This is a genomic window from Ruegeria sp. 6PALISEP08 (assembly GCF_001238295.1).
GTDB lineage: Bacteria > Pseudomonadota > Alphaproteobacteria > Rhodobacterales > Rhodobacteraceae > Ruegeria.
In genome coordinates this window covers 186,268-212,668 of sequence record NZ_LGXZ01000002.1, presented here as the reverse complement: position 1 = coordinate 212,668, position 26,401 = coordinate 186,268, and the positions used below count along the sequence as shown (strand labels likewise).

Sequence of the window (26,401 nt, the reverse complement as noted above, 5' to 3'; positions counted from 1 at the left end):
AATGTCCAGTCAACACGCCAATTGACGGCGCACCCGTTTTGGGGCGTGCGCAGGAAAGGAGCTATTCGTGGAAGACCTGCTGCGGGAGTACCTCCCGATTCTGGTGTTTCTGGCCGTTGCGGTGGGCCTTGGGATCGTCCTGATTCTGGCTGCTGTGGTTCTGGCCGTCCGCAATCCCGACCCTGAAAAGGTCAGCGCATATGAATGTGGTTTCAATGCCTTCGACGATGCGCGGATGAAATTCGACGTCCGGTTCTATCTGGTATCGATTCTCTTCATCATCTTCGATCTGGAAATCGCCTTTCTGTTTCCCTGGGCCGTCGGCTTCAAGGATATCAGCGATGTAGGGTTCTGGTCGATGATGGTGTTCCTGGGCGTTCTGACCATCGGCTTTGCCTATGAATGGAAGAAGGGGGCCTTGGAATGGGAGTGATGACGGGTGCAAACACTGCCGGCGTCGACAAGGAAGTCGCGACCCAGGCCCTGAATGCCGAGCTGCAGGACAAAGGATTCCTGCTGACCTCGACCGAGGACATTATCAACTGGGCCCGGACCGGTTCGTTGCACTGGATGACCTTTGGTCTGGCCTGCTGCGCGGTCGAGATGATGCACACCTCGATGCCGCGTTATGATGCGGAACGGTTTGGCATCGCGCCGCGCGCCTCTCCACGTCAGTCGGATGTGATGATCGTGGCAGGGACGCTGACCAACAAGATGGCTCCGGCGCTGCGCAAGGTCTACGACCAGATGCCCGAACCACGTTACGTGATCTCGATGGGATCCTGCGCCAACGGTGGCGGCTATTATCACTATTCCTATTCGGTCGTACGCGGCTGCGATCGTGTTGTACCCGTAGACATCTATGTGCCCGGCTGCCCTCCGACCGCTGAGGCGCTGCTGTATGGCCTGATGCAGCTACAACGTAAAATCCGCCGTACCGGCACCATCGTCCGCTGAGGAGAGAGCTGATGAGCGAAGCACTCAAAGAACTCGGCGCACAGCTGGAACTGAAGCGGGCCGATTGCGTTCTGTCCTGGGATGTGACCCATGATGAGTTGAACGTGGATGTTGCGCCGTCGAACCTTGTGGAATTCATTGAATTCCTGAAATCCGATCGCAACTGTCAGTTCTCGACTTTGGTCGACATCACCGGTGTCGACTATCCTGAACGGGCCAAGCGGTTCGACGTGGTTTATCACTTCCTGTCGATGTACCAGAACCAGCGCATCCGCCTGCGGGTGTCGATCCGCGAAGAGGACATGGTGCCCTCGATCGTCGATGTTCACCCCTCGGCCAACTGGTTCGAGCGTGAAGTGTTCGACATGTTCGGCATCCTGTTCTCGGGTCACCCGGACCTGAGGCGCATCCTGACCGACTATGGATTCCGCGGCTATCCGCTGCGCAAGGATTTCCCAACCACCGGCTACACCGAGGTTCGCTATGACGAGGCGCAGAAACGCGTGGTCTATGAACCGGTCTCGTTGGTGCAGGAATACCGTCAATTCGATTTCATGTCCCCATGGGAAGGTGCGAACTACATTTTGCCAGGGGATGAAAAACAGGAGACCTAATCATGTTTGAGTTCCTGATCTGGATTGTTCTGGTGGTCGCGACGGTCGTACCGATGCTCAAGCTGCTGCCGCATTTCGGGATCAACAAGAACTGGGCGTTTGCATGTATCATCTCTCCGGTTGTGATCGTCCTGCTGTGGATGATGGCCATGAAACTGCAAGAGATGGAGCGCCGCTGACGTGATGATGGGTGAACTGATCATATTGGGCGCATTGGGCGTCTTGCTTGCAGGGGCCGCGGCGAAAGCGGCTGAGGCTGAAAAAGTCCGGGTTCGGGCTGAGGCAAAGAAGAAACGAGGGCGTTGATGGACGGCTCAAGATACGATGACGGCAGCACGGACGCGCTGAGCGGAGAACAGAAGATCCGCAACTTCAACATCAACTTCGGCCCGCAACACCCTGCGGCGCACGGGGTTCTGCGTCTGGTGCTCGAACTCGACGGTGAGATCGTCGAGCGTTGTGACCCGCATATTGGCTTGCTGCACCGTGGCACCGAAAAGCTGATGGAAAGCCGGACCTATCTGCAGAACCTGCCGTATTTCGACCGTCTGGACTACGTGGCGCCGATGAATCAGGAACATGCCTGGTGTCTGGCCATCGAAAAGCTTACCGGAGTCGAGGTGCCGCGCCGTGGTTCGTTGATCCGGGTGCTGTATTCCGAGATCGGGCGCATCCTGAATCACCTGCTAAACGTGACCACGCAGGCGATGGACGTTGGCGCGCTGACACCGCCGCTTTGGGGTTTTGAAGAGCGTGAAAAGCTGATGGTGTTCTATGAGCGCGCCTGTGGTGCCCGACTGCACGCCGCCTATTTTCGACCCGGAGGCGTCCATCAAGACCTGCCGCCCGAACTTCTGGACGATATCGAGGCGTGGAGCCACGAATTCCCCGCTGTTCTGGACGACATCGACGGCCTGTTGACGGAAAACCGCATCTTCAAACAGCGTAACGCCGATATCGGCGTTGTGACCGAAGACGATATTTTGAAATACGGCTTCTCCGGTGTGATGGTGCGCGGATCGGGTCTGGCCTGGGATCTGCGTCGCGCGCAGCCCTATGAATGCTATGACGAGTTTGAGTTCCAGATCCCCGTAGGCAAGAACGGCGATTGCTATGATCGCTACCTCGTCCGCATGGAAGAGATGCGCCAGTCGCTGCTGATCATCCGTCAGGCCATCGCCAAAATCCGCGACTGCCCGGGCGACGTTCTGGCGCGTGGCAAGATCACCCCGCCGAAACGTTCGGACATGAAGACCTCGATGGAAAGCCTGATCCATCACTTCAAGCTGTACACCGAAGGTTTCCACGTCCCCGCAGGGGAGGTTTACGCCGCCGTCGAGGCCCCCAAGGGTGAGTTTGGCGTCTATCTGGTCGCCGATGGCACCAATAAACCTTACCGTGCCAAACTGCGTGCGCCGGGGTTCCTGCACCTGCAAGCCATGGACCACGTCGCCAAAGGCCACCAACTGGCCGACGTCGCCGCCATCATCGGCACCATGGACGTCGTATTTGGAGAGATTGACCGCTAATGCTCCGCCGTCTGCATCCCGAACAACCCGAAAGCTTTGCCTTCACCGCTGCCAACCAGCAATGGGCCGAAGCGCAGATCACCAAGTATCCCGAGGGGCGTCAGGCCAGCGCGGTCATCCCTTTGCTGTGGCGCGCGCAAGAACAACAGGGCTGGCTCAGCCGCCCGGCGATTGAATCCGTCGCGGATATGCTGGGCATGGCCTATATCCGCGTGCTCGAGGTCGCTTCGTTCTACTTCATGTTCCAGCTGCAACCGGTTGGGTCCGTTGCGCATATTCAGGTCTGCGGCACAACCTCCTGCATGATCTGCGGGGCCGAGGATCTGATTGCCGTTTGTAAGGAAAAGATTGCAGCCAAGCCGCATGAACTCTCTGCCGACGGCAAGTTGAGCTGGGAAGAGGTCGAATGCCTTGGTTCCTGCACCAACGCGCCGATGGCGCAGATTGGCAAGGATTACTACGAAGACCTGACTGCCGAGAGCTTTGGCAAGATTATCGACGATTTGGCAGCAGGTAAGGTGCCGACGCCCGGTCCCCAAAACGGACGCTACGCGGCTGAGCCGCTGAAAGGGCTGAGCAGCTTGTCCGAATATGAAGCTGGCAAGCCGCAACACAACGCCAGCGTTGAGTTGGCGACAGATCTGGGCGACACGGTCAAGCGAATTAACGGGACCGAAGTTCCGATCCTGACGCCGTGGCTTGGTAAGGATGGCAAGCAGGCGGGTGCGTCGGCGGCAGCAAAACCTCCGAAAGCGCCCGAGGCTCCGAAACCGGCAGTGAAACAAGCGGCTGAGGCGAAAGCCAAACCTGTTGCGAAAGAAGCCGATGCCAAGCCCACAGACGTCAAAGAAGACCAGCCCGAGACTCTGACCGCCGCACGCAACGGCAAGGCAGATGACCTGAAGCTGTTGAAAGGCGTTGGTCCCAAGCTGGAAGAGACACTGAACGAACTGGGCTTCTATCACTACGACCAGATCGCAGCTTGGACACCCGAACAGGTGGCTTGGGTCGATGCACGGTTGAAATTCAAAGGCCGTATCGAACGCGATGGCTGGATTGCGCAGGCGGCCCAGCTTGCTGCGGGTGAAGAAACCGAATTTGCCAAACGTGCCAAGGAAGAAGGTACGTACGAAGACTAAGCGGATGCCCATCTAGAGCATCAGGGGAAAATGGACAAGGACAACGAACAAGCCATAGCCAGCAAGGGCCGACACATCGGAGTGGTCATAACTGTGACCATGCTGATCTGGCTTGCGATGAACCTGTTCATTGGACCCGCGCTGGGTTTGACGACCCGGCACGCTCTGCTGTTCGATCTCGCCGCTTTGGCGGGCTTCATCTATGCGGGCATCAACATTTTTCAACTCTGGCGCATGCGTCAGGATAGCCAAGGGTAACTAGCGATGCTGAAGGATCAGGACCGGATCTTTACCAACATCTACGGGATGCATGAGCGTACGCTGAAAGGCGCGCAAGCCCGCGGGCATTGGGACGGCACTTCTGGCCTGATTGATAAGGGCCGCGACTGGATCATCCAGACGATGAAGGACTCGGGCCTGCGCGGCCGCGGCGGCGCTGGCTTTCCGACCGGTCTGAAATGGTCGTTCATGCCCAAGGAAAGCGATGGGCGTCCGTCCTATTTGGTGGTCAACGCGGACGAATCCGAACCCGGCACCTGCAAAGACCGCGAGATCATGCGCCATGATCCGCACACGCTGATCGAAGGCTGCCTGATCGCGTCGTTCGCGATGAATGCGCATACCTGCTACATCTACCTGCGCGGTGAATACATCCGCGAGCGCGAGGCGCTGCAGGCCGCGATTGATGAGGCCTATGATGCGGGCCTGCTGGGTAAGAACGCCGCCGGTTCAGGTTGGGACTTCGATATCTTCCTGCATCATGGTGCCGGTGCCTATATCTGTGGCGAGGAAACCGCGCTGATCGAAAGCCTTGAGGGCAAGAAGGGTATGCCGCGGATGAAACCTCCGTTCCCGGCGGGCGCTGGCCTCTATGGTTGCCCGACCACGGTGAACAATGTGGAATCCATCGCTGTTGTGCCGACCATCCTGCGCCGGGGTGCCGATTGGTTCGCAGGCTTTGGCCGTCAGAACAACGCGGGCACCAAGCTGTTTGCGATCTCGGGCCATGTGAACAACCCTTGCGTCGTCGAAGAAGCGATGTCGATTTCCTTCGAGGACCTGATCGAGACTCATTGCGGTGGTATTCGCGGCGGTTGGGACAATCTGCTGGCAGTGATCCCGGGTGGCTCGTCGGTTCCTTGTGTGCGCGGTGAGAACATGCGCGACGCGATCATGGATTTCGATTATCTGCGCAATGATCTGGGCTCGGGTCTTGGAACAGCGGCTGTGATCGTTATGGACAAGTCGACAGACATCATAAAGGCGATCTGGCGGTTGTCCAAATTCTACAAGCACGAAAGCTGCGGCCAGTGTACGCCCTGCCGCGAAGGCACCGGCTGGATGATGCGCGTGATGGACCGTCTGGTGCGCGGCGAGGCCGAGTTGGAAGAGATCGACATGCTGTTTGATGTGACCAAGCAGGTCGAGGGCCACACGATCTGCGCCTTGGGCGACGCCGCCGCCTGGCCGATCCAGGGCCTTATCCGCAACTTCCGAGAAGAGATCGAGGACCGCATCAAGGCCCAAAAAACGGGTCGCATGGGTGCGATGGCAGCGGAGTAAACCCGATGGAAGCCTTAGCTGAATATTCACACGCCCTAGCATCCGTTGTGTTTTTCACATTGGTTGTTTTGCTTCTGGCCCCGTTTTCTGCGTTGGCCAAGCAGGGCAAAGGTCTGGCACCAGGTGCCACGCCCGATCAGGACTATGGGGATCAGGCCTATCGTCTGAACCGGGCCTATCTGAACGGAACCGAAACGCTTCCGGCGTTTCTGACTGTTGTTGTGGCGGCAATTTTGCTTGGGGTCAGCCCATTCTGGGTCAACCTTCTGGCGTCGGTCGCCTTGGTTGCGCGTCTGCTCATGCTGGTGGTGCATCTCAGGGGCATCGGCAAGCCGAACAGCGGTCTGCGGTCCGTGCTGTATGTGCTGGGCTGGGCCTGCATGTTTGTGATCGGGCTTATGGCATTGGTGGCAGCGTTTTGATAGCGACACGGCGGAACAGAAAACAAAGAGGGAATGTATGAAGGCCCCAAGAACCCTTATTGTTGTGCTGGCTTTGGCGAGCGTGTCCGCCTGTGGTTTGATCAGACCATCAGACGATCGCATTCTGTTTGATGGCAAGGCGTTTCGAACCAAGGCGAAAGCGGTCGATAAAAAGAAGTCGCCCGCTGACTTTACAATTGTTGTCAAAGGCGTGTCGGCTTCGCTGGACGGCGCGCGCGAAGCCGGGCGGCACGAAGGCACAAAGTTCTGTGTCCAGAACTTCGGATCGTCGCGTATCAACTGGAAAGTGGGCCCGGACACTGAACCACAGCAGCTTACCATTTCTGATGATCAGCTTACGTTTGCGGGGACCTGTCAGCGGCCATGATGACAGCTGTTTTTGCATATCACGACTGGGCGCGCACGGGGTTATTGCATAGCAGACGCGCATTCCTTCGTCTTGGACCTTCCAAGACGAAAGGAAGACCCATGTCATTTGCAAGAACAGTCGCTCTGGCCGCTTTGATGGCTGTCCCTGTCGCAGCAGAGGCAAAGCCGCCCTTGAGGGATGTCAAAGAGATCGACAACGAACTCTACTACATCGCAATCGCAAACGAGATTTCGGAATTCTGCCCGTCGATCAGCGGGCGGCGACTGAAGGCGATCAGTGTGATGTGGGGGCTACGGTCCAAAGCAAACGAATTGGGGTATTCGGACACAGAAATCCGGTCTTACGTGGAATCGGATGCGGAAAAAGACCGGATGCGTGCAAAGGGCGAGGCTTATTTGACCTCAAACGGCGTGTCGTATGAAAACCCCACCACATTCTGCACCCTGGGGCAGAAGGAAATCCAAAGAAACAGCGCCATCGGCGTTTATTTGAGGGCGAACTAGACCATGTCTGACCTCCGCAAGATCAATATCGACGGGCAGGAAATCGAAGTCGAAGGCGCGATGACCCTGATCCAGGCTTGTGAGCAAGCCGGGGTTGAAGTACCGCGTTTTTGTTATCACGAACGTTTGTCGATTGCCGGGAACTGCCGGATGTGTCTAGTCGAGGTTGTCGGCGGTCCGCCGAAACCTGCGGCGTCCTGCGCGATGCAGGTGCGTGATCTGCGCCCAGGGCCGGAAGGTCAGCCGCCTGTGGTCAAGACAAACTCGCCCATGGTCAAAAAGGCCCGCGAGGGGGTGATGGAGTTCATGCTCATCAACCACCCGCTGGATTGCCCGATCTGCGATCAGGGTGGTGAATGCGACCTGCAGGATCAGGCGATGGCTTATGGCATGTCCGGGACACGTTTCAAGGAAGCCAAGCGGGCGGTCGATGATCTTGATCTTGGTCCGCTTGTCTCGACCGCGATGACGCGTTGTATCAGTTGCACCCGCTGCGTGCGCTTTACGACCGAGGTGGCCGGGATTGCCCAGATGGGTCAGACCGGTCGGGGTGAAGATGCCGAGATCACCTCGTATCTGAATCAGACGCTGGATTCGAACCTGCAGGGCAACATCATCGACCTGTGCCCGGTGGGGGCGCTGACGTCGAAACCCTATGCCTTTACCGCCCGCCCGTGGGAGCTGACCAAGACCGAGAGCATCGATGTGATGGACGCTCTGGGCTCGAACATCCGGGTGGATACCAAGGGGCGCGAAGTAATGCGTTTCCTGCCGCGCAACCATGACGGCGTGAATGAAGAATGGATCAGCGACAAGACCCGCTTTGTCTGGGATGGTCTTCGCCGTCAGCGTCTGGACAAGCCTTACATCCGCGAAAACGGCAAGTTGCGCCCGACCACTTGGCCAGAAGCACTGACTAAAGCTGCTGAGGCGCTGAAAGCGGCTGAAAAGCCTGCTGGTATCGTCGGTGACCTGGCCTCGGTCGAGGCGGCCTTTGCTTTGAAGCAGATGATCGAAGGGCAGGGCGGTGTTGTCGAATGCCGTACGGATGGGGCCAAGCTGCCTTCGGGCAATCGCGGGGCCTATGCCGGGACCGCTGCGATCGAAGACATCGACAGCGCCGAGCGCATTCTGTTGGTCGGCACCAACCCGCGCGATGAAGCGCCGGTTCTGAACGCGCGCATCCGCAAGGCCTGGACGCATGGGGCCGAGGTGGCCTTGGTCGGGCCTGCCGCCGATCTGACCTATGACTATCACCACATGGGCGATGACCGCGCGGCGCTGCAACAGGTCGTGGACATGGGCGGCGATGATGAGATCAAGGGCAAAGCCTCGCTGGTTATCGTCGGTCAGGGTGCCCTGCAAGAGGCGGACGGCGCTGCCGTTCTGGCCGCTGCTCAGACCATTGCGGCCAATACCGAAAGCGGTCTGCTGATCCTGCACACCGCCGCATCGCGTGTCGGTGCGATGGATGTGGACGCCACCAACCAAGGCGGTATGGAGGCCGTGGGCGCAGCCGACGTGATCTATAACCTCGGCGCGGATGAGGTCGAGATCGGCGAAGGGGCCTTTGTGATCTATCAGGGCAGCCACGGTGACCGGGGCGCGCACCGCGCCGACGTGATCCTGCCGGGTGCTGCCTATACCGAAGAAAACGGGTTGTTCGTGAATACCGAAGGCCGCCCGCAACTGGCTATGCGCGCCGGTTTTGCACCAGGCGAAGCCAAAGAGAACTGGGCGATCCTGCGTGCGCTGTCGGCTGAGCTGGGCGCAACGCTTCCTTTCGACTCGCTGGCGCAATTGCGGACCGTGCTGATCGAGGCTGTGCCGCATCTGGCGCGGATCGACGAGGTCATCGAGAACGAAGCTCAGCCGATCGACGCAGCGTCGCTGGGTAAAGCCACGTTCCGCAACGCGGTCAAGGATTTCTACCTGACCAACCCGATTGCACGCGCGTCGCAACTGATGGCCGAGCTTTCGGCGCAAGTCCAGGCGCGTCAAGCCGGAAAGATCGCTGCGGAATGAAGCAGAACCGTTTCATATCGCAGGCAAAGGCGACTGCCGGGTGGCAGTTCGCCGCGCTGGATTTGTGTGTGAAACTGAAGATTAAGGGTAGCGCTGAAGCGGCAGATGCTGTTTACACCAACGCGCCGACCCAGTCGCTCTTTGCGCAGGCATCTGGCCTTTGCATCGCGCGCGGAAAACGGAATACCCACGGTGTGAGGACCAATGGCAGAATTCTTTAACACCCCAGGCGGAATAGCCATCATCATTCTGGCGCAAGTGCTTGCAGTCGTTGCGTTCGTGATGATCTCGCTGCTGTTCCTCGTTTATGGCGACCGCAAGATCTGGGCCGCTGTCCAGATGCGCCGCGGCCCCAACGTGGTTGGCGTCTATGGCATCCTTCAATCGGTGGCCGACGCACTGAAATACGTGGTGAAAGAGGTCGTCATTCCCGCCGGGGCCGACCGTGCCGTGTTCATTCTGGCACCATTGACCAGCTTTGTGCTGTCGCTGATCGCCTGGGCGGTGATCCCGTTCAATGACGGCTGGGTTCTATCCGATTTGAACGTGGCCGTTCTATATGTTTTTGCCGTATCCTCGCTTGAGGTTTATGGTGTGATCATGGGCGGTTGGGCGTCGAACTCAAAGTACCCTTTCCTCGGTTCGCTGAGGTCTGCGGCCCAGATGATCTCATACGAAGTGTCCATCGGTTTGATCATCATCGGCGTAATCATTTCAACTGGGTCCATGAATTTCGGTGCCATCGTTGGGGCGCAAGATACTGGCTACGGTTTCTTTGGTTGGTACTGGCTGCCGCATTTCCCGATGGTCTTCCTGTTCTTCATCTCAGCACTCGCGGAAACCAACCGCCCGCCGTTCGATCTGCCCGAAGCGGAATCGGAACTCGTGGCCGGATATCAGGTTGAATATTCCGCCACTATGTTCCTGCTGTTCATGGCCGGCGAATACATCGCGATCTTCCTGATGTGCGCCCTGACCACGCTTCTGTTCTTCGGCGGCTGGCTGTCGCCGATCCCGGGTCTGCCGGACGGCGTGTTGTGGATGGTCGGCAAGATGGCGTTCTTCTTCTTCATCTTCGCGATGGTCAAGGCGATCACGCCGCGCTACCGCTATGACCAACTGATGCGGCTGGGTTGGAAAGTCTTCCTGCCCTTCTCGCTGGCCTGGGTGGTCTTCGTGGCTTTCGCGGCGAAATTCGACTGGTTCTGGGGCATCTTCGCCCGTTGGAGCGTAGGAGGCTGATCATGACCCAAATCGACTATACCCGCGCCGCCAAGTACTTTCTGCTGCAGGACTTCTGGGTCGGCATGAAGCTGGGATTGAAGTATTTCTTTGCCCCCAAGGCCACCATCAACTACCCGCATGAGAAGGGCCCGCTGTCGCCTCGATTCCGTGGTGAACACGCCCTGCGTCGCTACCCCAACGGCGAAGAACGCTGTATTGCCTGCAAACTCTGCGAGGCGATCTGTCCCGCGCAGGCCATCACCATCGACGCCGAGCCACGCGAAGACGGCAGTCGCCGCACCACGCGCTATGACATCGACATGACCAAATGCATCTATTGCGGTTTCTGCCAAGAGGCCTGCCCGGTCGATGCCATCGTCGAAGGCCCGAATTTCGAATTCGCCACGGAAACCCGTGAAGAGCTGTTCTATGACAAGGAAAAACTGCTGGATAACGGCGAGCGCTGGGAAGCCGAAATCGCCCGCAATCTGGAAATGGACGCGCCGTACAGATGAGTGACGCTCCGACAAATCCGTTCGAGCTGATGATGAAGCAGGCTCAAGACATGGCCAAGGCGATGAACCCGGCGATGGAGAAATTCTCGCCCAAGGGGTTCGAGGCGCTGTGGCCGACCATGCCCAAAGAGGTCATGGAGATGATGTTCGGCAACACCGTCAACACCGACGGGCTGGACGCCAAAACCCGCCTGTTGCTGACGCTGGCCGGACTGACCTGTCAGGGCGCTCAGGCGGATGCGGCGGTACGCCAGACCGTGCGCCACGCGCTGGAAGCGGGCGCAAAGAAACAAGAGATCGTGGAAACGATCGGTCAGATGTCGGTCTTTGCCGGCATCCCGGCCATGACCCGTGCGCTGGATCTGGCGCAAGAGGTCATGGGCGATAACGAGGATGAGGATCAATGACCGTCTTTGCCTTCTATCTGTTTGCCATCAGCGCCATCACCGGCGGGCTGTTCACGGTGATCAGCCGTCAGCCGGTGCATTCTGTGCTGTGGCTGATCCTGTCCTTCCTGTCCTCGGCGGGGCTGTTCGTGTTGCTGGGGGCCGAGTTCGTGGCGATGCTGCTGATCATCGTCTATGTCGGTGCAGTCGCGGTGTTGTTCCTGTTTGTAGTGATGATGCTGGACGTGGACTTTGCCGAGCTGAAGGCCGAGATGGCGCGCTATATGCCGCTGGCGCTGCTGATTGGTCTGGTCATCCTGATGCAGTTCGTCATGGCCTTCGGCGCCTGGGACAGCGCGCAGGGTGCGGCGACCAATCTGGCGCAGCCGGTGCCAGTGGATCGCCACAACACCGAAGCACTGGGCGTCATCCTTTATGATCAATACTTCCTTCTGTTCCAATTGGCGGGCCTGATCCTGCTGGTGGCCATGATCGGTGCCATTGTTTTGACGCTGCGCCACCGCAAGGACATCAAGCGTCAGGACATCGTCGGCCAGATGATGCGCGACCCGGCCAAGGCGATGGAGTTGAAGGACGTGAAACCGGGGCAGGGACTTTGAGGCGATGATCGGACTTGAACACTATCTAACGGTCGCGGCGACGCTGTTCGTCATCGGCATCTTCGGTCTCTTCCTGAACCGCAAGAACGTCATCATCCTGCTGATGAGCATCGAACTGATGCTGCTGGCGGTGAACATCAACCTCGTGGCGTTTTCCAGCTTTCTCGGCGATCTGGTCGGGCAGGTGTTTACGCTGTTCGTGCTGACCGTGGCGGCGGCCGAGGCGGCGATTGGTCTGGCCATTCTGGTCTGCTTCTTCCGCAACCGCGGCTCGATCGCGGTTGAAGACGTCAATATGATGAAGGGCTAAGAGAACCATGGAAACCACCATCCTCTTTGCCCCGCTGGTGGGCGCGCTGCTCTGCGGTTTCGGCTGGAGATTTATTGGCGAGAAAGCCGCCATGTGGACTGCCACTGGCTTGCTGTTCCTGGCCTGTCTGCTGTCATGGATCGTGTTCTTCACCTTTGACGGGGTGACACAGCAAATTGAGATCATGCGCTGGATCGAGAGCGGGTCGCTGTCGACAAGCTGGGCGATCCGTCTGGACCGTCTGACCGCGATCATGCTGATTGTGGTGACGACCGTCTCGGCGCTCGTGCACCTCTATTCCTTCGGCTACATGGATCACGATCCGCAATGGCGTGAGGGCGAAAGTTATAAGCCGCGTTTCTTTGCATATCTGTCCTTCTTCACCTTCGCCATGCTGATGCTGGTAACAGCAGACAACCTTGTGCAGATGTTCTTTGGCTGGGAAGGCGTGGGTGTCGCGTCCTATCTGTTGATCGGGTTCTACTATCGCAAGCCTTCGGCCAATGCGGCGGCGATGAAAGCGTTCATTGTCAACCGTGTGGGTGACTTTGGCTTTGCGCTGGGTATCTTCGCGATCTTCTTCCTGACCGACAGCATCAATTTCTCGGACATCTTCGCATCGGCCCCTGCACTGGCGGAAGAGAAGCTGCACTTCCTATGGGGTGAATGGACCGCGATCGAGGTGATCTGCGTCCTGCTCTTCATCGGCGCGATGGGTAAATCGGCACAACTGGTCCTGCACACCTGGTTGCCAGACGCGATGGAAGGCCCGACGCCTGTGTCGGCGCTGATCCACGCCGCGACCATGGTTACTGCGGGTGTCTTCCTGGTCTGCCGTATGTCGCCGCTGATGGAGTTCGCTCCGGGTGCGACCGGTTTTATCACCTTCCTTGGTGCCTCGACCGCGTTCTTTGCGGCTACCGTGGGTTTGGTTCAAACCGACATCAAGCGGGTCATCGCCTATTCGACCTGTTCCCAGCTGGGTTACATGTTCGTCGCAGCTGGCGTCGGCATGTATTCGGCGGCGATGTTCCACCTATTCACGCACGCGTTCTTCAAGGCGCTGCTGTTCCTTGGTGCGGGCTCGGTGATCCACGCAATGCATCACGAGCAAGAGATGACGGAGTATGGTGGTCTGCGCAAGAAGATCCCCTATACGTTCTGGGCGATGATGATCGGTACGTTGGCCATCACGGGTGTCGGTATCCCGTTGACGACCTTTGGGTTTGCCGGGTTCCTGTCCAAGGACGCGATTATCGAAAGCGCCTATGCCGGCGGAACGGGCTATGCGTTCTGGATGCTGGTCATCGCGGCGATGTTCACTTCGTTCTACAGCTGGCGCCTGATTTTCCTGACTTTCTTTGGCGAACCGCGCGGGGACAAGAATACGCACGACCATGCGCATGAAAGCCCGATGACCATGCTGGTGCCGCTGGGCGTCTTGTCACTGGGTGCGGTGTTTGCCGGGATGATCTGGTACGGCAACTTCTTTGGCCATGCGGACAAGGTCGGCAAGTTCTACGGTATTCCGGTTGCAGAAGCATCCGAGCATGCCGAGGCTGGTGATCATGCGGCGGCGGATGCTTCGCACGGTGAAGACAGCCATGCCGATGAAAGCCATGCAGATGACAGCCATGCCGACGATGCCGCGCATGGCGAGAAAGACGCGCATGCCGGTGACCATCATTATGTGTTCGCCGGTGAACCAGGTGAAGGTGCGCTCTATATGGCCCCAGACAACCACGTTCTGGACGATGCGCATGCGGCTCCGAAATGGGTCAAGGTTTCACCGTTCGTCGCCATGTTACTTGGCTTTGTCGTTGCGTACTGGTTCTACATCGTGAACACGACGCTTCCAGCCCGTCTGGCTGCAAATCAGCGTCCGTTGTACCTGTTCCTGCTGAACAAGTGGTACTTCGACGAAGTCTATGACGCGATCTTTGTCAAACCCACTGTGGCGCTTGGCCGCTTCCTGTGGAAACGCGGTGACGGCAATACAATCGATGGCTTCCTTAACGGAGTAGCAATGGGCGTTGTTCCCTTCTTTACCCGCCTCGCTGGCAAGGCGCAGACCGGGTACATCTTTACCTATGCCTTCTGGATGGTGCTGGGCATCGCGGCCCTTGTGACCTGGATGTCTATCGGCGGAGGGGCCCACTAATGGACAACATCCTTTCCATTGTTACGTTTATCCCGGCTATTGCAGCAGGTATTCTGGCCCTGTTCCTGCATGGTGACGATGCAGCGGCACAGCGAAACGCCAAATGGATTGCTCTGCTGGCCACCACTGTGACATTCCTGGTTTCCATCGGCATCTATACGGGCTTTGACCCTTCGAACCCCGGCTTCCAGATGGTGGAAGAGGGTGAGTGGCTGATGGGCCTCAAATACAAGATGGGCGTGGACGGAATCAGTGTTCTGTTTGTCCTGCTGACCACCTTCATCATGCCGCTTACCATTCTGGCCAGCTGGAACGTGACCGACCGCGTCAAGGAATACATGGTCGCCTTCCTGCTGTTGGAAACCCTGATGCTGGGTGTCTTCATGGCGCTGGATCTGGTGCTGTTTTACCTGTTTTTCGAAGCGGGTCTGATCCCGATGTTCCTGATCATCGGCATCTGGGGCGGCAAGGACCGGGTTTACGCCAGCTTCAAGTTCTTCCTCTACACCTTCCTCGGCTCGGTTCTAATGCTGGTGGCGATGGTTGCGATGTATGCAGATGCGGGCACCACGGATATCGAGGCGCTGATGACCCATCAGTTCTCGTCCGAGAGCTTCAGTGTGTTGGGCATCTATGTTGTCGGCGGCATGCAGACGCTGATGTTCCTGGCCTTCTTCGCCAGCTTCGCGGTGAAAATGCCGATGTGGCCGGTCCACACCTGGTTGCCGGATGCACACGTGCAGGCTCCGACCGCGGGCTCGGTTGTTCTGGCAGCGATTCTGCTGAAGATGGGCGGCTATGGCTTCCTGCGGTTCAGCCTGCCGATGTTCCCTGTGGGCTCTGCGGTAATGACCGACCTGGTGCTTTGGATGTCGGCCATTGCGGTTGTCTACACCTCGCTGGTGGCGTTGGTGCAGGAGGATATGAAGAAGCTGATCGCTTACTCCTCGGTCGCGCATATGGGCTTTGTCACCATGGGCATCTTTGCGGCGAACCAGCAAGGGATTGATGGCGCGATTTTCCAGATGCTGAGCCACGGCTTCATTTCGGCCGCGCTCTTTCTGTGCGTCGGCGTGATCTATGACCGAATGCATACTCGGGATATCGAAGCCTATGGCGGTCTGGTGATCCGGATGCCTGCTTATGCGCTGGTCTTCATGTTGTTCACCATGGCGAATGTCGGCTTGCCTGGCACGTCCGGGTTCATCGGCGAATTCCTGACACTGATGGGCGCGTTTCAGGTCAACACCTGGGTAACGGCAGTGGCTGCGACCGGTGTGATCTTTTCGGCCGGCTATGCACTGTGGCTGTACCGCCGCGTGGTTTTTGGCGACCTGATCAAGGAAAGCCTGAAGGCGATGACCGACATGAGCTCGCGCGAGCGGTTGATCTTTGCCCCACTGATCGTGATGACCATCCTTCTGGGGGTCTATCCTTCGCTGGTAACGGATGTGATCGGTCAATCCACTGCCGCGCTGATTTCGAACTATGACACGGCTCTGGCCGCAGCAGAAGCTGCGACCCAGACGGCCGCTTCGCATTAAGGGAGCTTTGGAGACATGATCCAGGCTGATCTGACAATTATCCTGCCGGAAATCATTCTGGCGCTCTATGCGATGGCGGCGCTTTTGGGGGCTGTCTACACAACGAAGGATGGGCTGGCACCGCTGCTGGTTTGGACTACGGCAGGTTTGATGGCACTTCTGGCGATCTGGATCGCCACACAGGGTGAGGGCACCAATGTGGCCTTCAACGGCATGTTTGTCGATGATGGGTTCGCCCGTTTTGCAAAGGTTGCCATTCTGCTTTCGGCAGGTGCTGTTCTGGTCATGAGCCAGGAATACATGGCGCGCCGTGATCTGCTGCGTTTTGAATACCCGCTGCTGGTGGCTCTTGCTGCCGTAGGTATGATGATGATGGTCAGCGCGGGCGATCTGATGTCGCTCTATATGGGTCTCGAGCTGCAATCGCTCTCGCTCTATGTTGTCGCGGCCCTGCGTCGGGACAGCGCGAAATCGACCGAAGCGGGCTTGAAGTATTTCGTGCTTGGTGCGCTCAGTTCGGGTCTGCTGCTTTATGGTGCGTCGCTGGTATATGGCTTCACCGGCACCACGCTTTTTTCGGGTATCATCACGACCGTTCAGGCCGGAGACGTCTCGATTGGTCTGCTGTTTGGTCTGATCTTCATGATCTCAGGTCTGGCCTTCAAAGTTTCTGCCGTGCCGTTCCACATGTGGACACCGGACGTGTACGAAGGCTCGCCGACACCGATTACAGCCTTTTTCGCGACCGCGCCGAAAGTGGCCGCCATGGCGCTTTTTGCGCGGCTGATGCATGATGCTTTCGGAGGCATTGTGAAAGACTGGCAACAGGTGATCGTGCTGCTTTCCGTGCTGTCGATGCTGCTGGGTGCCGTCGCCGCGATTGGTCAGCGCGACATCAAACGCCTGATGGCGTTCTCGTCGATTGCCCATATGGGCTATGCGCTGATTGGTCTTGCAGCGGGCACCGAGTTGGGCATCAAAGCGATGCTGATGTACCTGGCCATTTACGTGACCATGAATATCGGCACCTTCGCCTTCATATTGATGATGGAACGTGACGGTAAACCCATCACCGACATTGATGCGTTGCGACAATACTCCAAACGTGATCCGGGTAAGGCTCTGGCCGTTCTGATCCTGATGTTCAGCCTTGCTGGTGTCCCACCGATGCTGGGCTTCTTTGCCAAGTTTGGAGTTTGGCAAGCGGGTGTCAGCGCGGGGTTGACCGGCCTTGTGATCGTCTCGGCCATCGCGTCTGTCATTGGTGCGTTCTACTACCTTCGGATCGTGTTCTATATGTATTTCGGGGCTGAAAACGAAGAGCCAATCGAGACCCGATCGACGCCTGTTCTGTGGGTTGCCCTTATGGGTTCTGCGGCGTTGATGCTGGTTGGCATCTTCTATCAGTTTGGCGTCGAGGGCGCGGCTGCTGCCGCAGCAGCCACGCTTGTCAACTGAACGTCTTGAGCAATCGGAAGGAGGGGCTCGGTCGTGTGACCGGGCCTTTTTGATATGACCAAATGGCCCCAAGGATACGGCCTGCACGAGGTGCAGGAAGTCGATAGCACCCTGAACGAGGCGGCGCGGATTGCGCCCAATGCGCGTGGTCCTGTCTGGATCATGGCGCATCATCAGACGGCAGCGCGCGGTCGGCGTGGACGGGCCTGGGCCAACCCCATGGGCAATCTGGCCGCGACGTTGCTGATGCGTCCGCAAGGTGCCCCAGAACAGGTGGCATTGCGCAGTTTCGTGGCCGCGCTGGCGTTGTTTGATGCCTGTGTCGCCGTGACCGGGCGCACGGCAGGGCTGTCGCTGAAATGGCCCAATGATGTGTTGCTGAACGGCGGAAAGCTGGCCGGTATCTTGCTGGAAAGCACCGGGCAGGGGCACGGTGTGGCGCATCTGGCTATCGGCATTGGTGTGAACCTGGCCAATGCTCCGGACGCTGATGCGGTCGAACCCGGTGCGATGCGGCCTGTCTCGTTGCTGTCGGAAACTGGGGCGCATGTCTCGCCAGAGGATTTTCTGACCGAACTTGCGGCCGCCTACGCCACCTACGAAACTCAATTCACCACCTATGGGTTCGATCCAATCCGTACCGCTTGGCTGGCCCGCGCGGCCCGGTTGGGTGAGGTCATCACCGCACGCACCGGGACGTCAGAGACCAAAGGCACTTTCGAAACAGTGGACGCAAGCGGCAACCTTGTCTTAAACACCGCCAAGGGCCGCGTGAGCATTCCTGCGGCGGATGTCTATTTCTGAAAGGGGCGCAGATGCTTCTGGCCATCGATTGCGGCAATACCAATACCGTTTTCTCGATTTGGGACGGTGAGAAGTTCCTATGCACCTTGCGCACATCGACCCACCACGCGCGCACGGCAGACGCATATTTCACCTGGTATTCGACGCTGGTGAAACACTACGGCATCGAGGCGGATATCACCGATGTCATCATTGCCTCGACTGTACCGCGTGTTGTGTTCAACCTTCGAATTTTCGCAGACCGTTTCTTTGCCTGCAGACCGCTAGTGGTAGGTAAGCCGGATTGTCTGTTACCTGTACCGCCTCGTGTGGATGAAGGGACAGTGCCTGGTCCGGATCGACTGGCCAATGCTGTCGGTGCATTTGACCGTCATGGCGGCAATGTGGTTGTGGTGGATTTTGGCACCGCGACGAACTTTGACGTAGTTGCTGCTGATGGGGCCTATGTCGGGGGAATTATCGCGCCCGGTGTGAATCTGAGCCTCGAGGCTCTGCACCAGGGGGCAGCGGCGCTTCCGCATATCGACATTACCCGACCGGAAAAAGTGATTGGGACGAATACGGTTGGATGTATCCAATCGGGCGTGTATTGGGGCTACTCCGGCCTGATCGAAGGGCTGATCGCCCGGATCAAGACCGAATACGGAATGCCCATGAAAGTTGTCGGGACGGGGGGGCTGGCCCCTTTGTTCGATCAGGCCGATGTTGGGTTCGACATAATCGAAGACGATCTGACGATGCACGGCTTGACCGTGATCTATCGCTATAACAAGGATAATGGCTCCACATGAGCAGTGAAAGATTGATCTACCTGCCGCTGGGTGGCGCGGGTGAAATTGGCATGAATGCCTATGTGTACGGCTATGGCAAACCCGGTCAGGAACGCCTGATCCTTGTCGACCTGGGCGTAACCTTTCCGGACATGGACACAACGCCGGGCGTTGACCTCATCTACGCGGACATTTCGTGGCTGAAAGAGCGCGCCGACCGGCTGGACGGTGTTTTCATCACCCACGCGCATGAGGACCACATCGGAGCTGTGGCGCATTGCTATGAAGCCTTGGGTGCCCCGGTCTATGCCCGCGCCTTCACGGCCAATATCGCACGCCGCAAGATGGAAGAACATGCACACTCGACCGAGGCGGTGACGACCGCATCTGCCTGGCCTGAACAGGTCACGGTCGGTCCTTTCACGGTTGGCTTTCTGCCTGTATCGCACTCGATTCCCGAAAGCGCGGCGTTGGTCATCGACACGCCGGAGGGGCGCGTCGTGCATTCGGGTGACTTCAAATTAGATGCAGCTCCGGTCGTTGGCGAAGCCTTTGATCCCGATCTTTGGGCCGAGGTGGCCAAGCCCGGCGTCAAGGCGCTGGTCTGCGACAGTACAAATGTGTTTTCCACCCATCCGGGTCGTTCGGAATCTGAGGTTGGCCCCGAGATCGTCAAACTGGTCGAAAGCGCTGAAGGTATGGTTGTGGCCACCACTTTTGCCTCAAACGTCGCGCGGGTCAAAACACTTGCGGAGGCGGGCGCGCGTGCAGGACGTTCGGTTGTCCTGTTGGGCCGGGCCATGCGCCGGATGATTGAGGCCTCGACCGAGACCGGTATCCTTGTGGATTTTCCAAAGGTGATCAGCGCGGAAGAAGCGCTGGATCTTCCGCGTCAGAACCTGATGCTGATCGTAACCGGCAGCCAGGGCGAACGCCGTGCCGCCAGTGCCCAACTGGCGCGTGGCAAGTATCGCGGTCTGGAACTGGCCGAAGGCGACCTGTTCTTGTTTTCCTCGAAGACCATTCCGGGCAACGAACGGGGCGTGATCTTTATCATGAACCAGCTCAGCGAGAAGGGCGTGGATGTAGTGGATGACAGTTCGGGGCTCTATCACGTGTCAGGCCACGCCAACCGACCCGATCTTGAAAAGGTGCATGCGCTGATCAGTCCGCAGGTCGTGATTCCCATGCATGGAGAACACCGTCATCTGCGTGAACACGTCAAACTGGCAGAGCAAGGCGGCAGAACCGGCGTGCTGGCGGTGAACGGTACCATGCTGGATCTAAGTGGTAACGCCCCGGCGGTTGTCGATTATGTCGAAACCGGGCGCACCTATCTGGACGGGACGGTCAAGATCGGCGCGTTGGACGGGGTGGTGCGGGATCGTATCCGCATGGCTCTGAACGGGCATGTCACCGTAACCGTGGTTCTGGACGAGGAAGACGAACCGTTGGGCGAGCCTTGGTGCGATACGATGGGCCTGCCCGAGATCGGAACCTCGCGCGCCGCTTTGGTAGAGGTTCTGGAAGAGGACCTGAATCAGTTCCTGATGCGGGCTGCTGCCAAAACACTGCGCGATGACGACAAGCTGGAAGGCGAAATGCGCCGGATCGTTCGGCAGACCGCAAGAACGGAAATCGGCAAGAAGCCCGAAGTGACGGTGGTTGTCAGCCGGATGCGGTGAACCGGAACCGTCAATCGTGTTCCGGCATGGTAAAGCCCCTGAGGCGCAGGAACAGATTGGATTCGTCGTTATTCTTGTAGAATGGAACTGACAATGGCGGCTCGGAGAATGTAACCCGGGCCGCGATTTCCGCCAGAACAACCTCGGTTATGAAGGGCAGATCCAGATCTCGGGCCCGATCCAGTTGCACCCATTGCAGGTGCGACAGCTCATCCGAGGCGCGGCCGAAATCGTCCAGATCACCTTGAAGGGCATCCGCGTCGACTAAAAAGAACCGTGCGTCAAACCGACGAGGGCGTCCGGGTGGTGTTACGGCGCGGAATACGAACTGCAACGCAGCTGCAGATGGCACGTATCCCATGGCGGAAAAACTCTGCCAGTCGTCAGGTGCGAGACCTGGCCAAGCACCCGGCTGGCCCAGAACAAGCCCTGTTTCTTCCCATAGCTCTCGAATGGCAGCGGCGGCCAGCGCATGTTGCAACCCTGGCTCTGCCTGTTCGGCCAAGCGATCATGGCACAGATCGGGCAGCTTGGTAGCCAAGGGGATCTTTGAATCCGATGGATCAACGGCCCCGCCAGGAAACACGAACTTATTCGGCATGAACGCGGCCTTGGACCCGCGCTGACCCATAAGGATCGAGGGGTTGGTCCATCTGTCCCGCAGAACGATCACAGTTGCGGCGTCCCGGATGGCGGTCTTGTCTGCTGTCATGTCTACGCTACGCGGCCCATTGGGTTTACTTGGATGTGTCGAAACCGTGCATACGGCGGGCCCACTGATACGCGACAACGGCTCCCTTCAATCGGGGCAGAAGGTACAGCGACAGGGCAATGCAACCAATCGACAAGGTGATGGCCATGGTCCAGGGGTCTGGTCGCCAATGGACGTAAGACACGTGCAGAGCAGGCGCGAGCAGGTGGCCAACAAGAAGAATCGTCAGGTAGGCGGGCCCATCGTCGGCGCGATGATGAAACAGTTCCTGCCCGCAATTCGAGCAGCTATCATTGACCTTGAGGTAACTGTGCAACAGCTTGCCTTCACCACAGTTGGGACATTTGCACCGAAACCCTTTGACAAGGGCGGGCCATGTTTCACGCTCTGACTCGATTGCGGTGTCGATCGTCTGATCCGTCATAATATAACTCGCGCATTAATCTTTGCGGGATAATGCGTCTGAACGGGTGGATTTGAAAGGGGGGTGCGTCGCTTTGCAACGCTTGAAACCAGAAGAACATCATGAGCGTCTCAACTCATTGTAGAAAAAAGTGTCACTTTCCTGCGACGGAATTCCCGTTCGCCTGCGTTTGAAAAGGTATGAGCAGCGGCACTGGGGCCGCGTCAACAAGGGAAAACCGAAATGAAAAACGCGACATTCATCACGGCCATCGTTTTGTCTGCAGTTGCCGTCACCGGCACATCTGTCCTGGCTGCCGGAAAAGGCGGGCGCGAGCCTGTATCCTTTCAAGAGCTTGACGCCGATGGTGATGGTCAGGTGACGCAACAAGAGATCGAGGCCCATCGCACAGCGCGCTTCACACAAGCGGATACCGATGGCGATGGCCAGCTGAGCCTTGAAGAGATGCAAGCCGCTGCGCAGAAAAGGGCGAGTGACCGCGTCGCCAAGATGTTCGAAAAAAATGATGCGAACAAAGACGGGTTTCTAAATCAGGACGAGTTGCCGAAACCCCGCCGTGCTGACAAGATGTTTGATCGGATGGACGCGGATAACAGTGGCGGAATCTCGGAGCAGGAATATGCCGATGCCAAGGACCGGATGGGGCGGCACCACAAGAAAAAGCATCACAACTCGGACGCAGACGACAGCTGATGCAGGATGGAGGATCTGACCTCCCACCCACAAGACGCCCGCGGTGCGATGAGCAGCGCGGGCACGCTCAGCGACGATGAGTTGCTGGGCCGCTTTGCTGATGGCAATGCCGAGGCCGCTCGGGTTCTTACTGACCGTCTGGGTCCACGCTGTTACTCGGTCGCGTTGCGCATGTTGGGCAATCGGGCCGAAGCGGAAGACGTGACACAAGAGGCGATGATGCGGTTGTGGCAATTGGCACCGGATTGGGTGTCCGGCCAGGCCAAAGTCTCGACCTGGCTGTACCGGGTGACTTTGAACCTGTGCGTGGACCTTCGGCGCAAGAAGACACCCGACAGATTGTCGGATGTTCCCGAGCCTGAAGATGGTAAAGCCAGCGTGGTTGACCGGATGCAGGACCAGGCGCGCAAGGATGCCTTGCAGGTCGCGCTGGCCGAACTGCCCGAGCGGCAGCGGCAAGCGGTGGTGCTGCGCCACATTGAAGAATTGCCCAACCCCGAGATTGCCGGGATCATGGGCATTTCCGTGGAAGCGGTCGAAAGTCTGACAGCGCGGGGAAAACGAAGTCTGGCCGCCATTCTGGCGGGGCGGCGTGAAGAACTGGGGTATGACAATGACGGATGACAACCTGGAACTGGATCAATTGTTTGCTCAGGCGCGCCAACAACGGCCCGCATTGCCGGATGATCTGGCCGTGCGCATCCAGACAGATGCCGAGGCCGTGCGCCTGAACCGAATGAAACCCGCGCCGGGGCCAAGACCTGCGCTGTTGGAAAGGCTAGTGCGCAATCTGGGCGGCTGGCAGGGGTTGAGTGGCCTGGTGGCGGCCAGTGCGGCGGGGGTCTGGATCGGGTTTTCAGCACCTGCCTTTTTGCCCGATCCCGTCAATCTGCTGACGTCGCAAGAGACTGCGTATTTTGTGGCAGACCTTGGATATGACACAAGCTTTCTGGAGATCACGGAATGAACGCTGACCCCAAACCCAAACGCCGGTGGATGCCACTTGTCCTGGCCGTGTCTCTGGCTGTGAACCTGTTGATCGTTGGAGTGGCCTTAGGAACCGTGTTGCGCCTGAAAGGCGAAGATCATGCCAAGGCACCACCGGGATTTGGCCCAGCCTTGTACCGGGCTTTGCCAAAAGACGAACGCAAGGCAATGCGGGGCGAGCTGTCGGGTCTTCACAAAAAAGGAAGCAAGGGCCGCACGCAGGACTTTGAGGCGATGAGCCAGGCGTTGCGCAGGGTTCCTTTTGACCCAGTCGCCGTCGAAGTGCTTTTGCAGCAGCAGGCAGACGCCACAGCTGCCCTGCAAGAGGCGCTGCAATCTCAATGGTTGGCGCGTGTTACCGCCATGAGCGACGGCGAACGGCAGGCATATGCCGATCGGTTACAAGACGTCGTCAAGCGCGGGAAGCACGGGCACAAGAAAAAGGACTGACAGGCTCAGGCTGCATTTTGCCGGATTCTCACCTGATTGCGCCCGGCCTTTTTCGCTGCGTACAGCGCTTTGTCGGCGGAATCTATCAGGGTTTCAACATAAGAGGATACGCAGTCCTGAGCAGGTAAAGAGGGCTGAGACATCTTCAACCCGATGCTGACTGTCACATCGACCTGTCGTCCCTCGTTCGAAAGCCTGAACGGCGTGCTGCAAATGCTGCTGCAAAGGGTTTCGGCCATTTGCTTGGCTTGAGTGGGTGACACGTCGGGCATCCCGATCATGAATTCTTCGCCTCCGATACGGGCGACAAAGCCACGAGACCCCAAGGCACCGCGCATACGTTCCGCTGCCTGCGTCAGAACGTGATCGCCACTGGCGTGGCCATGGTCGTCATTGATGGCTTTGAAGTGATCGAGATCGGCCAGCATGACCGAAAATCCGCGCCCGGTCCGAGCGGATTCGCGTGCGATTTGATCCAGTGCTCGCATTGCAAAACGCCGATTGTGCAGCCCGGTCAAAGGATCGATCCACGACTCGGCGATGCCTTTTCTCAGCGAAACCCGCAGATGATCCAACCGCGCCTTGCGGGCGATCTGATTGTCCAGCCGCAGCAAGATTTCCTGCGTGCAGAACCCGCCCAGGCAAACGGCATCTGCGCCGCGGTCCAGCGCCTCTGACGCTTGAAGGGTATCGTTGTCCTGCATCACCCCGATCAGCACGGTATTTCGTGTAATGCTTCGCGACCTTAGATCAGCCAGGATATTCAAATCGGACGGATGCGTGCCCAGTTCGACAATAACGGCATCGGGAACCGCACCTGACAATACGCTTTGAAGATTCGACTGAAGGTGCCAGGACAGGGAGTATTGCCGCTGTTCTCTTAACGCTTTATGCCACAGGACACCGGTTTGCACCGCATGTGTCAGAATACTGACCTGTGCCGCCTTGGGGGGGCGGATGATGCTTGGCGCAGGCTCCCCGAACCCGATAGGTTGTGAACTGTTGCTGGCCTGCAGGTCCTGTGTGACGGCGCGCGCGCGCAACAGGCTGCGGATACGCGCCAGCAGTAAGGTGTCTTTAAATGGGTGTGTCAGTACATCGTCCAACCCATCCTTCAGGGCGCGCAGACGCGCGTCTCTGTCGTTTTGTGCGGCGACGGCTACGATAGGCACATCCTCGAGGCCGGGAACTGTCGCAATCGCGTTCTTGACATCCGCAGCAGTTCCATCGGGCAGAGTCTGAGCGGTCAGTACCAAATCAGGTTGCGTGCGGCGCACAAGCGCCTGCAGTCCTTCTAGCTTTTCACCTTGCACCACGTGATACCAAGCCGCTGTCAGCTGAACCTTCAGCATGATGCGATTGGTTGATACCCCGTCGAGGACAAGGATGGTTCCCTGCACAGACATAGTTGCTCACCATTGATTGCATGCGTGAACAAAGTGTTTATGAGTCTGGTTAACAAACCCTTTCCACGACTGGATATGAGCCCGATTTATGCCGATATCGTCCGATTCTGCTGAAACACTTGCTTTGACGGCCCTGGGTTGGCTGGTTGGTAACGACGAGCTGTTGCCCATATTCCTAGGATCGACGGGTGCTTCGATAGACGATGTGCGTGAGCGGGCAGGGGATCGGGATTTTCTGGCATCGGTGCTTGATTTTATGGTGCTTGACGACTCGTGGGTCATGGCGTTTTGTGACGCGAACTCGATCGCCTATGATCTTCCCGCGCAGGCGCGTGGGGTTTTGTCCGGCGGCGCAGAAATACACTGGACCTGAATTCCTGACCCTTAGGAGCAACTGATGCCGATAGATGCAATCGTCTTCGACAAAGATGGCACGCTGTTTGATTTTGCAAACACATGGGGCGGCTTTGGGCGCTCTATGTTGCTGCGCCTGACAGATGGTGACAAAGACCGTGCGGCCGAGATTGGGCGTGTTATCGGCTATGATCTTGAGCAAGAGCAATATGCCGAAGACAGCATCGTGATTGCCGCGACCGTCGAGGAAATCGCTGACGTTTTGGCCGATCACTTTCCAGATATGACCGTACACCAGATTGTGGACGTGATGAATGCCGAAGCCGCCGCGGCTCCGCAGGCCCCTGCTGTTCCTCTGGTCCCGTTTCTTGAAGCTCTGCGAAATGCAGGGATCAAGCTTGGTGTCGCGACCAATGACAGTGAACACCCGGCCCTGCAGCATCTGAAGTCCGCAGGGATCCGGGAACATTTCGACTTTGTCGCCGGGTATGACAGCGGGCACGGATTCAAACCGGGCCCCGGTCAGTTGCTGGCCTTTGCGGCCCATGTTGGGGTCGAGCCCTCCCGCGTTGTAATGGTGGGTGATAGCCTCCATGACCTGCAGGCAGGGCGCGCCGCAGGGATGACCACCATCGGTGTTCTGACGGGGCTGGCCGAGGCAGATGCCTTGGCGCCAATGGCGGATGTAGTCTTGCCGGATATCGGGCATATTCCCGAGTGGCTGGCAAAAAATCGCTAGGTTAAACTCGGTAATC

General features: G+C 58.1%; 32 protein-coding genes. 29 read left to right on the top strand and 3 right to left on the bottom strand.

The features are described from left to right. Positions 1 to 67: 67 nt before the first annotated feature. From ALB80_RS04205 to ALB80_RS04090, 23 genes are all read left to right on the top strand, one after another. Positions 68 to 433, top strand: coding sequence for an NADH-quinone oxidoreductase subunit A (locus ALB80_RS04205; RefSeq protein ID WP_050602775.1), 366 nt, complete (start codon positions 68 to 70; stop codon positions 431 to 433). Next, the gene (locus ALB80_RS04200; protein ID WP_010442777.1) at positions 424 to 957 is read left to right on the top strand and encodes an NADH-quinone oxidoreductase subunit B family protein; all 534 of its coding nucleotides are present in this window, start codon (positions 424 to 426) and stop codon (positions 955 to 957) included. Before ALB80_RS04205 ends, ALB80_RS04200 begins: the two co-directional genes overlap by 10 nt. Before the next feature lie 11 nt (positions 958 to 968). After that, positions 969 to 1,571, top strand: coding sequence for an NADH-quinone oxidoreductase subunit C (locus tag ALB80_RS04195; protein WP_050602774.1), 603 nt, complete (start codon positions 969 to 971; stop codon positions 1,569 to 1,571). A gap of 2 nt (positions 1,572 to 1,573) precedes the next feature. Then, a complete protein-coding gene (locus tag ALB80_RS22365) occupies positions 1,574 to 1,750 on the top strand; it encodes a hypothetical protein (protein WP_050602773.1) in 177 nt (58 codons plus the stop codon). Between the two features lie 126 nt (positions 1,751 to 1,876). Further along, positions 1,877 to 3,100 carry an NADH-quinone oxidoreductase subunit D gene (locus ALB80_RS04185; RefSeq protein WP_050602772.1) on the top strand — a complete coding sequence of 408 codons (1,224 nt, stop codon included), beginning with the start codon at positions 1,877 to 1,879 and terminating at the stop codon, positions 3,098 to 3,100. Next, complete coding sequence (gene nuoE / locus ALB80_RS04180) at positions 3,100 to 4,239, top strand: NADH-quinone oxidoreductase subunit NuoE (protein WP_050602771.1); 1,140 nt, start codon at positions 3,100 to 3,102, stop codon at positions 4,237 to 4,239. Before ALB80_RS04185 ends, nuoE begins: the two co-directional genes overlap by 1 nt. Positions 4,240 to 4,269: 30 nt before the next feature. Next, complete coding sequence (locus ALB80_RS04175; RefSeq protein ID WP_050602770.1) at positions 4,270 to 4,497, top strand: DUF5337 domain-containing protein; 228 nt, start codon at positions 4,270 to 4,272, stop codon at positions 4,495 to 4,497. 6 nt (positions 4,498 to 4,503) lie between these two features. After that, entirely contained in the window at positions 4,504 to 5,802 is a 1,299-nt protein-coding gene (nuoF, locus tag ALB80_RS04170) for an NADH-quinone oxidoreductase subunit NuoF (protein WP_050602769.1), read from the top strand. A gap of 5 nt (positions 5,803 to 5,807) precedes the next feature. Next, positions 5,808 to 6,224 carry an MAPEG family protein gene (locus ALB80_RS04165; RefSeq protein ID WP_050602768.1) on the top strand — a complete coding sequence of 139 codons (417 nt, stop codon included), beginning with the start codon at positions 5,808 to 5,810 and terminating at the stop codon, positions 6,222 to 6,224. Positions 6,225 to 6,261: 37 nt separating this feature from the next. Continuing rightward, complete coding sequence (locus ALB80_RS04160) at positions 6,262 to 6,612, top strand: hypothetical protein (RefSeq protein ID WP_050602767.1); 351 nt, start codon at positions 6,262 to 6,264, stop codon at positions 6,610 to 6,612. A gap of 101 nt (positions 6,613 to 6,713) precedes the next feature. After that, positions 6,714 to 7,118 carry a DUF5333 domain-containing protein gene (locus tag ALB80_RS04155; RefSeq protein ID WP_050602766.1) on the top strand — a complete coding sequence of 135 codons (405 nt, stop codon included), beginning with the start codon at positions 6,714 to 6,716 and terminating at the stop codon, positions 7,116 to 7,118. Positions 7,119 to 7,121: 3 nt separating this feature from the next. After that, entirely contained in the window at positions 7,122 to 9,143 is a 2,022-nt protein-coding gene (gene nuoG / locus ALB80_RS04150) for an NADH-quinone oxidoreductase subunit NuoG (RefSeq protein WP_050602765.1), read from the top strand. Between the two features lie 204 nt (positions 9,144 to 9,347). Continuing rightward, positions 9,348 to 10,385: an NADH-quinone oxidoreductase subunit NuoH gene (gene nuoH / locus ALB80_RS04140; protein ID WP_050602763.1), complete on the top strand. Its 1,038-nt coding sequence runs from the start codon at positions 9,348 to 9,350 to the stop codon at positions 10,383 to 10,385. 2 nt (positions 10,386 to 10,387) lie between these two features. Continuing rightward, on the top strand, positions 10,388 to 10,882 hold the full coding sequence (gene nuoI, locus ALB80_RS04135) for an NADH-quinone oxidoreductase subunit NuoI (RefSeq protein ID WP_050602762.1): 495 nt from the start codon (positions 10,388 to 10,390) through the stop codon (positions 10,880 to 10,882). Beyond that, positions 10,879 to 11,289, top strand: coding sequence for a carboxymuconolactone decarboxylase family protein (locus ALB80_RS04130; protein WP_050602761.1), 411 nt, complete (start codon positions 10,879 to 10,881; stop codon positions 11,287 to 11,289). The genes nuoI and ALB80_RS04130 overlap by 4 nt, the downstream gene beginning before the upstream one ends. Next, on the top strand, positions 11,286 to 11,888 hold the full coding sequence (locus ALB80_RS04125; RefSeq protein WP_050602760.1) for an NADH-quinone oxidoreductase subunit J: 603 nt from the start codon (positions 11,286 to 11,288) through the stop codon (positions 11,886 to 11,888). The genes ALB80_RS04130 and ALB80_RS04125 overlap by 4 nt, the downstream gene beginning before the upstream one ends. Before the next feature lie 4 nt (positions 11,889 to 11,892). After that, entirely contained in the window at positions 11,893 to 12,198 is a 306-nt protein-coding gene (gene nuoK, locus ALB80_RS04120) for an NADH-quinone oxidoreductase subunit NuoK (RefSeq protein WP_050602759.1), read from the top strand. Between the two features lie 7 nt (positions 12,199 to 12,205). Beyond that, entirely contained in the window at positions 12,206 to 14,359 is a 2,154-nt protein-coding gene (gene nuoL / locus ALB80_RS04115; RefSeq protein WP_050602758.1) for an NADH-quinone oxidoreductase subunit L, read from the top strand. Next, positions 14,359 to 15,903 carry an NADH-quinone oxidoreductase subunit M gene (locus ALB80_RS04110; RefSeq protein WP_050602757.1) on the top strand — a complete coding sequence of 515 codons (1,545 nt, stop codon included), beginning with the start codon at positions 14,359 to 14,361 and terminating at the stop codon, positions 15,901 to 15,903. Before nuoL ends, ALB80_RS04110 begins: the two co-directional genes overlap by 1 nt. Before the next feature lie 15 nt (positions 15,904 to 15,918). Further along, entirely contained in the window at positions 15,919 to 17,361 is a 1,443-nt protein-coding gene (gene nuoN / locus ALB80_RS04105) for an NADH-quinone oxidoreductase subunit NuoN (protein WP_050602756.1), read from the top strand. Positions 17,362 to 17,415: 54 nt separating this feature from the next. Then, the gene (locus ALB80_RS04100; RefSeq protein WP_050602755.1) at positions 17,416 to 18,165 is read left to right on the top strand and encodes a biotin--[acetyl-CoA-carboxylase] ligase; all 750 of its coding nucleotides are present in this window, start codon (positions 17,416 to 17,418) and stop codon (positions 18,163 to 18,165) included. A gap of 11 nt (positions 18,166 to 18,176) precedes the next feature. Then, a complete protein-coding gene (locus ALB80_RS04095; RefSeq protein WP_050602754.1) occupies positions 18,177 to 18,956 on the top strand; it encodes a type III pantothenate kinase in 780 nt (259 codons plus the stop codon). Further along, on the top strand, positions 18,953 to 20,620 hold the full coding sequence (locus ALB80_RS04090; RefSeq protein WP_050602753.1) for a ribonuclease J: 1,668 nt from the start codon (positions 18,953 to 18,955) through the stop codon (positions 20,618 to 20,620). The genes ALB80_RS04095 and ALB80_RS04090 overlap by 4 nt, the downstream gene beginning before the upstream one ends. Positions 20,621 to 20,630: 10 nt before the next feature. Here ALB80_RS04090 and ALB80_RS04085 read toward each other — a convergent pair whose 3' ends face one another. Both ALB80_RS04085 and ALB80_RS04080 read right to left on the bottom strand, forming a co-directional pair. Further along, positions 20,631 to 21,332 (bottom strand): NUDIX hydrolase, encoded by a 702-nt coding sequence (locus ALB80_RS04085; protein ID WP_050602752.1) that lies wholly within the window; start codon positions 21,330 to 21,332, stop codon positions 20,631 to 20,633. A 25-nt stretch (positions 21,333 to 21,357) separates the two neighbouring features. Then, positions 21,358 to 21,756, bottom strand: coding sequence for a DUF983 domain-containing protein (locus tag ALB80_RS04080; RefSeq protein ID WP_050602751.1), 399 nt, complete (start codon positions 21,754 to 21,756; stop codon positions 21,358 to 21,360). Between the two features lie 222 nt (positions 21,757 to 21,978). Here ALB80_RS04080 and ALB80_RS04075 point away from each other — a divergent pair, with 222 nt between their 5' ends. From ALB80_RS04075 to ALB80_RS04060, 4 genes are read left to right on the top strand one after another with little or no spacing between them, the layout of a single operon-like run. Then, positions 21,979 to 22,449 (top strand): EF-hand domain-containing protein, encoded by a 471-nt coding sequence (locus ALB80_RS04075; protein ID WP_050602750.1) that lies wholly within the window; start codon positions 21,979 to 21,981, stop codon positions 22,447 to 22,449. Between the two features lie 6 nt (positions 22,450 to 22,455). Next, a complete protein-coding gene (locus ALB80_RS04070) occupies positions 22,456 to 23,073 on the top strand; it encodes an RNA polymerase sigma factor (protein WP_050602749.1) in 618 nt (205 codons plus the stop codon). Further along, positions 23,063 to 23,416, top strand: coding sequence for a hypothetical protein (locus ALB80_RS04065; RefSeq protein WP_253276812.1), 354 nt, complete (start codon positions 23,063 to 23,065; stop codon positions 23,414 to 23,416). Before ALB80_RS04070 ends, ALB80_RS04065 begins: the two co-directional genes overlap by 11 nt. Beyond that, positions 23,413 to 23,886 carry a periplasmic heavy metal sensor gene (locus tag ALB80_RS04060; protein ID WP_050602747.1) on the top strand — a complete coding sequence of 158 codons (474 nt, stop codon included), beginning with the start codon at positions 23,413 to 23,415 and terminating at the stop codon, positions 23,884 to 23,886. Before ALB80_RS04065 ends, ALB80_RS04060 begins: the two co-directional genes overlap by 4 nt. Positions 23,887 to 23,891: 5 nt before the next feature. On the opposite strand, the gene ALB80_RS04055 is transcribed toward ALB80_RS04060, so the two are convergent. Then, the gene (locus tag ALB80_RS04055) at positions 23,892 to 25,292 is read right to left on the bottom strand and encodes a diguanylate cyclase (protein ID WP_050602746.1); all 1,401 of its coding nucleotides are present in this window, start codon (positions 25,290 to 25,292) and stop codon (positions 23,892 to 23,894) included. An 88-nt stretch (positions 25,293 to 25,380) separates the two neighbouring features. On the opposite strand from ALB80_RS04055, the gene ALB80_RS04050 reads away from it, so the two are divergent. Both ALB80_RS04050 and ALB80_RS04045 read left to right on the top strand, forming a co-directional pair. Further along, a complete protein-coding gene (locus ALB80_RS04050) occupies positions 25,381 to 25,665 on the top strand; it encodes a DUF3572 domain-containing protein (protein ID WP_050602745.1) in 285 nt (94 codons plus the stop codon). Between the two features lie 24 nt (positions 25,666 to 25,689). Further along, positions 25,690 to 26,385: an HAD family hydrolase gene (locus ALB80_RS04045; protein WP_050602744.1), complete on the top strand. Its 696-nt coding sequence runs from the start codon at positions 25,690 to 25,692 to the stop codon at positions 26,383 to 26,385. The last annotated feature ends 16 nt before the right edge of the window (positions 26,386 to 26,401 follow it).